The 10,358-nt window shown below is 74.3% G+C and carries 10 protein-coding genes; 7 read left to right on the plus strand and 3 right to left on the minus strand.

The features are described 5' to 3' along the window. The coding region (locus IE249_RS37220) for a carboxylesterase family protein (RefSeq protein ID WP_229858442.1) at positions 1-1,022 on the plus strand (1,022 nt) is incomplete at its 5' end. A 29-nt stretch (positions 1,023-1,051) separates the two neighbouring features. Here the strand turns inward: IE249_RS37220 and mmuM are convergent. Further along, positions 1,052-2,026, minus strand: coding sequence for a homocysteine S-methyltransferase (gene mmuM / locus IE249_RS14365; RefSeq protein WP_189705194.1), 975 nt, complete (start codon positions 2,024-2,026; stop codon positions 1,052-1,054). A 23-nt stretch (positions 2,027-2,049) separates the two neighbouring features. On the opposite strand from mmuM, the gene IE249_RS14370 reads away from it, so the two are divergent. Next, a complete protein-coding gene (locus tag IE249_RS14370; RefSeq protein ID WP_189705231.1) occupies positions 2,050-2,421 on the plus strand; it encodes a hypothetical protein in 372 nt (123 codons plus the stop codon). On the opposite strand, the gene IE249_RS14375 is transcribed toward IE249_RS14370, so the two are convergent. After that, entirely contained in the window at positions 2,384-2,968 is a 585-nt protein-coding gene (locus IE249_RS14375; protein WP_189705195.1) for a TetR/AcrR family transcriptional regulator, read from the minus strand. The genes IE249_RS14370 and IE249_RS14375 overlap by 38 nt on opposite strands. Before the next feature lie 46 nt (positions 2,969-3,014). Further along, on the minus strand, positions 3,015-4,256 hold the full coding sequence (locus tag IE249_RS14380; RefSeq protein WP_189705196.1) for a D-arabinono-1,4-lactone oxidase: 1,242 nt from the start codon (positions 4,254-4,256) through the stop codon (positions 3,015-3,017). 162 nt (positions 4,257-4,418) lie between these two features. Here IE249_RS14380 and IE249_RS14385 point away from each other — a divergent pair, with 162 nt between their 5' ends. The 5 genes from IE249_RS14385 to IE249_RS37225 all read left to right on the plus strand — a co-directional run. Then, positions 4,419-5,156, plus strand: a complete 738-nt coding sequence (locus IE249_RS14385; protein WP_189705197.1) for a pyridoxamine 5'-phosphate oxidase family protein — start codon at positions 4,419-4,421, stop codon at positions 5,154-5,156. Positions 5,157-5,190: 34 nt separating this feature from the next. Beyond that, positions 5,191-6,495, plus strand: a complete 1,305-nt coding sequence (locus IE249_RS14390) for a radical SAM protein (protein ID WP_189705198.1) — start codon at positions 5,191-5,193, stop codon at positions 6,493-6,495. A gap of 203 nt (positions 6,496-6,698) precedes the next feature. Beyond that, positions 6,699-8,213, plus strand: a complete 1,515-nt coding sequence (locus tag IE249_RS14395; RefSeq protein ID WP_189705199.1) for a cellulose-binding domain-containing protein — start codon at positions 6,699-6,701, stop codon at positions 8,211-8,213. 146 nt (positions 8,214-8,359) lie between these two features. Further along, a complete protein-coding gene (locus IE249_RS14400; RefSeq protein WP_189705200.1) occupies positions 8,360-9,919 on the plus strand; it encodes an APC family permease in 1,560 nt (519 codons plus the stop codon). Positions 9,920-10,073: 154 nt separating this feature from the next. Beyond that, positions 10,074-10,358: arginine deiminase family protein (locus IE249_RS37225; RefSeq protein WP_229858445.1), on the plus strand; the 285-nt coding region annotated here is incomplete at its 3' end.

Consider the following 10,358-nt stretch of genomic DNA (forward strand, 5'->3'; position numbering starts at 1 on the left):
ACCCCGACCGGATCACCCTGGCCGGGCAGTCGGCCGGGGCCATCAGCGCCGGCGCCCTGATCGCCGCCCCGCAGGCCCAGGGCCTCTTCCGGCGGGCCGTCCTGCAGAGCGGGCCGCCCGAGGCCGCCGACCGGGACAAGGTACGGCGGATGGTGCGCCGGATGGCCACCCGCCTGAGGGTGCCCGCCACCGCCGAGGCCTTCGCCGCCGTCGACCGCGACCTGCTGCTGCGCACCCAGGCCGAGGTCGGCCGGCTCAGCAGCCCGGTCCTGGGCGGTCCCGCCTTCGGCGTCGTCGTCGACGGCGACCTCGTCCCGCGCGACCCGCTGGAGGCGCTGACCGACGGCGACGCGGCCCGGGGCGCCGACCTGCTCATGGGCTGGACCCGCGACGAGTACCGGCTGTGGCTGGTGCCGGGCGGTCTGCTGGAGCGCGTCGACCGGCTGGGGGCGGTCGCGCTGGCCGGCGCCATGGCCCGCTGCCACTGCGGCCACGAGGTGGTGCGCGGCTACCGCGCCCTGAGCCCGCGGGCGGGCACCGCCGAGACCGTCGGCCAGATCGTCACCGACCATCTGCTGCGCCGCCCGCTGCACCGCCTGGCCGACGCGCACCGGGGAGCGTCGTACGTCTACGAGTTCGCCTGGCCCTCGCTGCTGCCCGGCCTCGGCGCCTGCCACGCGCTGGAGCTGGGGTTCGTCTTCGACACCGGGGACACCCCGGACTCCCGCAGACTCGCCGGCGAGGGCGCGCCGCAGGAGCTGGCCGACGCGATGCACACGGCCTGGGTGCGCTTCGCCGCCGAGGGCGACCCGGGCTGGGAGGCGTGGGACGCGCGGCACCCGGTGCGGGTCTTCGGCGACGGTGAGCCGCGCACGGTGTACGGCCCGCGCGACGCCGAACTCGCCCTGTGGACCATCCCCGCCCCCACCGCACCCCCGGCGGACAGCATCCCCACCCGCTCCACCGAACCGCGGGCGGTGATCCGCCGCCTCCGCCGCTCGGGCGGCGTACGCGGCGGTTGAGAGACGCGGTGGGGCGAAGCCACGGGCTCTCACGTGCCGGCGGGCGGCGCCCCCTGCGTCGCCGTTTCCGGCCCTGCCCGGTGCAGCGCCCCGGCGATCTCGGTGATCGTCGCAGGGCCCACTCGGCAGCAGCCGCCGATCAGTCGGGCGCCGTGGGACTGCCAGCGCGTCACCAGTTCGGGGGTGAAGGCCGGGCGGCCGGTCCACGCGCGGGCCCGTGCGTCCCAGGCCTCGCCGCTGTTGGGGTAGACGACCACCGGCTTTCCCGTCACGCGCGCCGCCGTCTCCACCGCCGCGCCGGCGTCGTCCGGCGCACAGCAGTTCACGCCGACCGCGATCACCTCCGGCGCCTCGGCGGCCAGGGCGAACGCCTCCTCCAGCGGCTGCCCCGCGCGGGTGCGGCCGCCCGCGACGGTGTACGACAGCCACGCCGGCACCCCCAGTCCCCGCACCGCCCGCAGCAGCGCCGCCGCCTCCTCGGTGTCCGGGACCGTCTCCAGCGCCAGCACGTCGGGACCGGCCGCCGCCAGCACCTCCAGCCGGGGCCGGTGGAAGCGTTCGAGCTCGCTCACCGAGAGGCCGTAGCGCCCCCGGTACTCGGAGCCGTCCGCGAGCATCGCGCCGTAGGGGCCGGCCGACGCGGCCGTCCACAAGGGCCGCCGGACGCCCCGTGCGTGCGCCCGCCGCGCCGCGAGCCTCGCCAGCTCCACGGCGGACGCGATGAGCCCGGCGGCCCGCTCGCGGCCGATCCCGCGCCGGGCGAACCCCTCGAAGGTGGCCTGGTAGCTCGCGGTGATCGCCACGTCCGCCCCCGCCTCGAAGTACGCGAGGTGCGCCGCGGCGATCGCTTCCGGCCGCTCGGCCAGCAGCCGCGCCGACCACAGCTCGTCGCTCAGATCGTGCCCGGCCGACTCCAGCTGGTTGGACAGGCCGCCGTCGAGCACGAGCGTCCCCCGCGCCAGGGCCGGGGCGAGACTGGGCGGTGCCGTTTCGCTGCTGCTCATGCTCCCGACGCTACTCGGCGCCGTTGACCCGGCCGGCTGGGCCCGACGAGCGGGTCGTGCGCCTGCGCAACCACGGCAGCGAGGACGTCCGCTACGACCCGTACCGCACCAGGCTCGCCCACTCCACGGCCACACGGCCCTCGCGCACGTCAGGCACGGCGACGGACGAACCGGCCACTCTCTTCGCCGCCCCGGCCCGCCTCACCGCCGAACCGGACCCGCCACCACTCGCCGGCACGGCATCCGCGTCCACGTCCACGTCCGCGTCCGTGTCGGAGCCGGACGCCGACGCCCACGACGTCACGATCGCATGGGCCGGCGGCCCCGCCGTCCGCTTCCGCTTCACCGGGGCCGGTGTCAGTCCCGCCCCCCGCCCTCCCTGGGCCAGTGGGTGAGCGCCATGTGCAGGGCCTCGATCGCCTTGGCCCAGGAGAGGCCCGGGTCCCTCGGGGCGGCGAAGCCGCCGGTGGCCTCCAGGGCGCAGTAGCCGTGGAAGGTGCTGCGCAGCAGGCGGACGGCGTCGGTGAGGTCGGGTTCCTCCAGGCCGTAGGCGCGCAGCATGCCGTAGGTGATCTCGGCGGTGCGGCGCATGGCGGGGGAGTCGCCGACGAGGGCCGGGTCGAGCCGGATCCGGGTTGCCTCGTAGCGCCCGGGGTGCCGGTGGGCGTACTCCCGGTAGGCGCCGGCGAACGCGGCCAGCGCGTCCTTGCCTGCCCGGCCGGCCACGGCGTCCGCGATCAGCTCGATCATCTCGCCGCCGGCCCGCAGCGCCAGCCGGGCGCGCAGGTCGTCCAGGCTCCTGACGTGGGAGTACAGACTGGCGTCCCGCACGCCGAAGCGCCGCGCCAGCGCGGACAGGCTGACGTTGTCGAAACCGACCTCGTCGGCCAGCTCGGCTGCGGCGGCGACGAGACGGTCGGCGGTGAGACCGGCACGGACCATGGGCACCTTTCCGGACCGGGCGGAGGGCCGGGTCCAGGGCCGGAGCCTAGTGGAGGAAGTCCCGTACGAAGGCGTTGGTGAACTTCCCGGCAGGGTCCAGCTCGCGCGCCAGCGCGCGGAAGTCGTCCAGCCGCGGATAGCGCCCGCGCAGCACCTCGGCCCGGGTGGTGAACACCTTCCCCCAGTGCGGCCGCGGCTCGAAGGGGTCCAGCGCCTCCTCCAGCCGCCGCGCCACCGGCAGCACCGCCGCGGTGTCCTCGACCCAGGTGAAGTGCAGCGCCACCGTGTCCCGCCCGTAGCAGGGGCTGAGCCACTGCTCGTCGGCGGCCACCGTCCGCACCTCGCACGTCTGCAGCACGCCCGCGACCGTCTCCCGGACGCCGTCCACGGCCCGCAGCGCGTCGAGTGCGTGCCGGCGCGGCAGCAGGTACTCGGACTGCAGCTCGGACCCGCTGCTCGGGGTGAACTCCGCCCGGAAGTGCGGCAGCCGCTCGTGCCAGGGTCCCGGCACCCCGAACTGCCGCGTGCAGTTCTCCGCGGGCATGCCGGGCACCGGGTGCAGCGCCACCTTCGCGGGCACGCCCCAGGGGAAGCGGGGCATCGGCTGGTCGGTGCGCCGCTTGAGCCAGACCTGACGGAAGCCCGGATCGCGCCAGTCGGTGAACAGGCTCACGCTGTACGCGGACGCCGCCACCGTCTCGAAGTCCAGCCCCTCCAGTGGCAGTTCGGTGAACAGGTGCTGCTCCACCTCGAAGGCCGGCTCCAGGTCGAGGGTGAGCGCGGTGACGACGCCGAGTGCGCCCAGGGAGGTGACCGCGCCGCCGAACCGCGCGTCCTGGCGGCCGATCGTCACCGTCGAGCCGTCGGCCGTGACCAGCTCGACCTCGCGCACCGCCGAGCCGAGCGGCCCGTTGGCCACGCCCGAGCCGTGGGTGCCGGTGGCCACCGAGCCGGCCACGGAGATGTGCGGCAGCGACGCCATGTTGGCGAGCGCCAGCCCGTGCGCGTGCACCCGGCGGGCCAGTTCGGCGTACCGCACCCCGCCGCCGACCCGCACGGTGCGGGCCGCGGTGTCCACGTCCGCGCCGGCCGGGAGCGCGGCCGTGGAGAGCAGTACGCCGCCGGCGCCCGGGTCGGCGATCTCGTTGAAGGAGTGCCCGCTGCCCAGGACCCGCACCTGCGCGTTCCCCGCGACCAGGGTGCGCAGCGCGTCCAGGGAGTCGGGCCGGTGGACCCGTTCCGCGGCGTAGGTGATGTTGCCCGCCCAGTTGGTCACGGTCCCGGTCATCGGCGTCGTCCCTCCCCATGGCGTCACGCGGCGCACACGTCCTCCGGGGAACCTACCCGACAACCAGCGCTGTGCACGGATTCCGTCGCCACGACGGTAATCGGCAGCTGATATCGAAAGTCGTATGGCAATACCGCTTCGATATCGGTATCTTCCGCCGTCATGACCCACTTGCCGCCACCGCCGCCACCGCCGCCGCAGCCACCGTCCCCGCCCCTGCCGCCCGTACTCCCCGAGACCGGCCTCACCCGGCACCGGCGGCTGCGCGAGCAGGGCAGTCTGGACCGCGCCGACCTGAACGCGGTCCTGGACGCCGGGTTCGTCTGCCACCTCGGCGTCGTGGTCGACGGACACCCCCTCGTCGTGCCGACGGTGTACGGCCACGACGGGCGGTGGCTCTACGTCCACGGCTCGGTCGCCGGCCGCAGCCTCGCCGGGGACACCCCCGTGTGCGTGACCGTCACCCACGTCGACGGGCTCGTGCTCGCCCGCTCGGTCTTCGAGCACGGCGTGAACTACCGCAGCGCCATGATCCACGGAGTCCCGCGCAAGGTGACCGACCCGGAGGAGAAGCTGGCCGGCCTGCGCCTGCTCACCGAGCACTCCGCGCCCGGGCAGTGGTCGTACGCCCGGGCCCCCAGCCGCAAGGAACTGGCCGCCACCACCCTGCTCGCCCTCTCCCTGGAGACGGCCTCCGTGAAGATCCGCACCGGCCCGCCCGACGACGGCGACGGGCCGGACGCGGCCCTCGGACTGTGGGCCGGAGTGCTGCCCCTGACGGCCGCGTGGGGAGCGCCCGAGCCCGACCCGGCGCTGCCGCCGCACGTCACACCCCCGGAGCACATCGCGCGCCGGGAGGGGACCCGGCACGGCCGGCCCGCGAGCGGGGGCATACCGTGAGATGTCGTACGCACACGTCGGGAGGAGCAACGGAATGGGCAGCCGTACCGCGCTGGTCGAGGATCTGATGGAGCGCTTCCCGCACGTGCCGCGGGAGGCCGTCTTCAAGGAGGACCTGCTCCGCGGCGGCGTCGCCTTCGACGCGTCCGCCCTCAGCGACAACGAGAGCGGCGAGGTCAAGCCCAAGTCGTACTTCATCTTCTCCTTCGACCACGGCACCCTGCCCGAGCTGGGCGAGGCCGCGCTGCGCCGCCCGCCGGAGGAGATCATCCTCACCGGCGGCCCGTACGACCTCAGGCGCACCGTCGTCTCCGTACGGGTGAACCCCGCCTCCCCCTACCGGGTGGCCGCCGCCGAGGACGGGATGCTCGGGCTCTACCTGGACGGAAAGCGCATCGCCGACGTCGGCGTGCCACCCATGCCCGAGTACTACCGGCACACCCTGTCCAACGGGAAGTCCGTGATGGAGGTGGCCCCCACCATCCAGTGGGGCTACCTGATCTACCTCACCGTCTTCCGGGTCTGCCAGTACTTCGGCGCCAAGGAGGAGTGCCAGTACTGCGACATCAACCACAACTGGCGCCAGCACAAGGCGGCCGGCCGCCCCTACACCGGCGTCAAGGACGTGGAGGAGGTCCTGGAGGCCCTGGAGATCATCGACCGGTACGACACCCAGAAGGCGTCCACCGCCTACACCCTCACCGGCGGCGCCATCACCAAGACGGTCGCCGGCCGCGACGAGGCCGACTTCTACGGCCACTACGCCAAGGCCATCGAGGAGCGCTTCCCGGGCCGCTGGATCGGCAAGGTCGTCGCCCAGGCGCTGCCCAAGGCGGACGTGCAGCGGTTCAAGGACTACGGGGTGCAGATCTACCACCCCAACTACGAGGTGTGGGACGAGTACCTGTTCAAGATGTACTGCCCCGGCAAGGAGCGATACGTCGGCCGCGACGAGTGGCACCGGCGCATCCTCGACTCCGCCGACGTCTTCGGCGCGCGCAACGTGATCCCCAACTTCGTCGCCGGCGTCGAGATGGCCGAGCCGTTCGGCTTCAAGACGGTCGACGAGGCCGTCGCCTCCACCACCGAGGGCCTGCGCTTCTTCATGTCGCACGGCATCACGCCCCGCTTCACCACCTGGTGCCCGGAGCCCACCACCCCGCTCGGCAAGGCCAACCCGCAGGGCGCGCCGCTGGAGTACCACATCCGGCTGCTGCAGGCCTACCGGCAGACCATGGAGGACTTCGGCCTGTCCTCGCCCCCCGGCTACGGCCCGCCCGGACCCGGCCAGGCGGTCTTCTCCGTCAGCTCCTTCATGGACAGCCTGCCGGCGGTGTAGTTTTCCGCCAACCGTGAGACGGACGGGTCCTTCCGCCCGTACTACGGAGCGGAGTTGGGGGCAGCGGTCTGCGTCACGAGAATTGAATACGCGGCTTGTCAGTTGTGCGCAAGGCGTGAAAAGCTCGTGCCCTGCCGCGAGGCTTCCCCCAACTTCTCATCGACTGCGGTGAGTTGACCTCGCCCCGTGGACGCAGGAGACCCATGCCCGACCTGCCGAGCCCCAAGGACGCCACCGAGGCGGCGCTGTTCGCCGAGTGCTGGGACGCGGTGCTCTCCTACGCCGACCTGTGCACGGCCGGGTCGACGGCGGCCCAGGAGCTGGCCGCGGAGGCGTTCGCGCTCGGCCTGCGCGAGGTGCGCGCCGCCGACGCCGGGGCCGCCCGGGGCCGCCGTACGCCCCGGCTGCCGGCGATCCCGCTGATGCTGACCGCGGTGCGCACCACCGCCGCGTCCTGGGAGGCCGCCGGACGCGGCCACCGGCTCGACCCCGACCTCCGGCTGTGGCTCAACTCCGACAGGGCGGCCCGCTATCCCGGCCCGCCGCTGCACCGCCCGCTCGCGCTGCGCGGCCTGAAGGACCTCCAGGAGGCGGACGCCGCGCTGCTGTGGCTGGCGGAGGTCGAGGCGCTGCCGATGGTCGTGGTGGCCCGCCGGCTCGGCCTGGACCCGGCGGTGGTCTCCGAGGAACTCGACCAGGTGCGCACCCTGTTCCGGGACCGCTGCCACCGCGACCACCTCGACACCCCGATGGACGCGGTGTGCCGCCGCTACGCCCGGCTGCTGCACGCCGTCACCCGCTCCACGCCCCCCGCCGAGGCGCCCGAGGACCTCTCCCGGCACCTCGCCACCTGCGAGGGCTGTGCGGAGGCCGCCGCCTGCCTGCGGCTGCACGGCGGCGGACTGCCCGCCGCGCTCGCCGGGGGCGTGATCGGCTGGGGCGGCCTCGCCTATCTGGAGCGCCGCCGCCGGGCCGCGGAGGTCCGCCTCGGGGCCCGCCGCCCCGACACCGCGGACGCCGAGGGCGCTGAGGCGGCGAAGGGCACGGGCCGGGCCCGCGCCGTGCGCGGCGGACTGCTCGCCGCGGCGGTCGCGCTGTCCGCGCTGGCCCTCGCGGTGTCGATGATGCCCTTCGGCGGCCCGGCCGCGGACACCGCGCGCGGCGACGCCGACCGGCAGCCGGTCGCCGACCCCGGCGTTCTGCTGCCCTCGCACACCCCCACCTCCAACGGCCCCCGCACCGCCCGCAGTTCCGGACCGGCCTCCGCGCACCCCTCCGCGCACCCCTCCGCGAGCGCCGCCCCGACCCGCGCCGGCCGCAAGAACCCCGACCCCGAACCCCAGGGCACCTCCACGGCCCCTGCCGACGGCGGTGGCAGCCCCGCCCCGCGCACGAGCGCACCGGCGGTCTGCCGCGTCCATTACGAGGTCTCCAGCCAGTGGCCCGACGGTTTCCAGGCCGCCGTCACCGTCACCACCACCCGCTCCCTGGACACCTGGCGGCTCGCCTGGACCTTCCCCGACGGCCAGCACGTCAGCCAGATGTGGGACGCCACCGTCGCCCAGAACGGCTCCCGCGTCACCGCCACCGCCGCCGACTACAACCGGAGCGTGCCCGCCGACGGCACCCTCTCCTTCGGCTTCATCGGCTCCTGGCAGGGCTCGAACTCCGCCCCGCGCGACTTCGCCCTCAACGGCCACGCCTGCGCCCGCGGCTGACCCGCCGAAGGCTCCCCGCCGCGCCCCCCGCGTCCGGGACCAATGGGCCCGGTGGGGGACCTGTGGCCGCTCCCCGCGGGCACCGGCGCTGAGAAGGATCGACAGCGGATCGTTTCTTCCCCAGTCGGCCCGACAGGAGCACCACCATGTTCCGCACCAGCAGAGGTCCCGAGCCCCAGGACGGGGGAGCTCAGGAACCCAGGGCGGCCCTCGGCCTGCCCGCCGCCTCCGCGCTCGTCATCGGCAGCATCATCGGCACCGGCGTCTTCGCCCTGCCCTCGGCGCTCGCGCCCTACGGTCCGATCGCCATCGTCGCGTTCGTCGTCGTCACCCTCGGCGCGCTCGCCCTGGCCCTGACGTTCGGGGCGCTGTCCAAGCGGGTCCGGGCGAGCGGCGGGCCGTACGTCTACGCCCGTGAGGCGTTCGGCGAGTTCGCCGGGTTCCTCAACGCCTGGTCGTACTGGATCACGGCCTGGGCGGGCAACGCGGCCATCGCTGTGGCCTGGGTCGGCTACGTCGAGGTGTTCGTCAACACCGGTCACCGCACCGCCTGGTCGGTGGTGATCGCGCTGGCCGGACTGTGGCTGCCGGCGGCGGTCAACCTGACCGGGGCGCGCAACACCGGCGCCTTCCAGGTCGTCACCACCGTGCTGAAGTTCGTCCCGCTGGTCTTCATGGCCACCGTCGGACTGCTGTTCGTCGACTCCGGCAACTTCGGCGCGTTCAACGCCAGCGGCCGATCGGCCACCGGCGCCGTCTCGGCCGCGGGCGCCATCGCCCTGTTCAGCTACCTCGGCCTGGAGGCCGCCTCGGTCGTCGCCGGCCGGGTCCGCGACCCCGAGCGCAACGTGCCGCGCGCCACCGTGTACGGCACGCTCGTCTGCGCCGTCATCTACATCCTCGGCACCGTCGCCGTCTTCGGCACCGTCTCGCACGCCGACCTCGGCTCCTCCACGGCGCCGTTCACCGACGCGGCCAACAACATCCTCGGCGGGAGCTGGGCCGGTGACGCGGTGGCCGTGGCCGCCATCCTCTCCGGCATCGGCGCCCTGAACGGCTGGACCATGCTGTGCGCCGAGATGCCGTACGCCGCCGCCCGCGACGGACTCTTCCCGCGTTCCTTCGCCCGGCTGCGCGGCGAGCGGGACGTGCCGGTCTTCGGCATCCTCGCCTCGACCGTGCTCGCCTCGCTGATCACGGTGTTCAGCTACACGAGCTTCGAGGACGTCTTCACCAAGATCGTGCTGCTGAGCGTGCTCACCGCGGTGATCCCGTACCTGTTCTCCGCCGCCGCCCAGCTGTACTGGCTGGTGCGCGACCGCGAGCGCCTGAGCCGGCGCGCGCTGGTGCGCGACGCGACCGTCGCAGGGCTCGCCATGGCCTTCTCGTACTGGTCGATCCAGGGCAGCGGCTACCAGACCGTCTACTACGGCCTGTTCGTCCTGCTTCTCGGACTGCCGGTCTACGTGTGGCTGAAGCGGGACGGCGCCGCCTCGCCGGCCGGCAGCGACGCCGGGGCCGCAACGACCGCACCGGCGGCCGGACCCGGAACCGGGCCGCAGGACCCGCCCGCGACCGGTGGTGAGCGGGCGCCCGAGACCACCGCCCCCACGGGCAAGCGGCGCGTCCCCGGTCCGCGGACCGGCCGCACGGGCGGCCCCCGCGAGACGGGCCGGCGCGACACCGGCCTGCGCCACCACGACTGACCACGACCGGCACCTGTGCCGGACCGCGCGGGCCCGAGTCAGGATTCCCGCGCGGTACCGGCCCACCACCCCTCGCCTCACGCACCGAGCGGTCACCACCGCCCCGCGTGACACCCACGCGACCGCGAAGACCTCGTACAGCAAGGAAGCAGCCATGAGCAGCAGCACCTTCCACGTCGACTCCGAAGTCGGCCGTCTCCGCCAGGTGATCCTTCACCGGCCCGGACTCGAACTCTCCCGTCTCACCCCGCGCAACGTGGACGCCCTGCTCTTCGACGACATCCTCTGGGCCAAGCGCGCCCGAGAGGAGCACGACGCCTTCGCCCAGGTGCTCCGCGACCACGGCGCCCGCGTCCACTACTTCGCCGATCTGCTGGCCCGGACCCTGGAGGTCCCCGAGGCCCGCGACTGGCTGCTGGAGCGGGTCGTCACCCCGGCC

The sequence above is a fragment of the Streptomyces anandii JCM 4720 genome, from assembly GCF_014650655.1.
Lineage (GTDB): Bacteria > Actinomycetota > Actinomycetes > Streptomycetales > Streptomycetaceae > Streptomyces > Streptomyces anandii.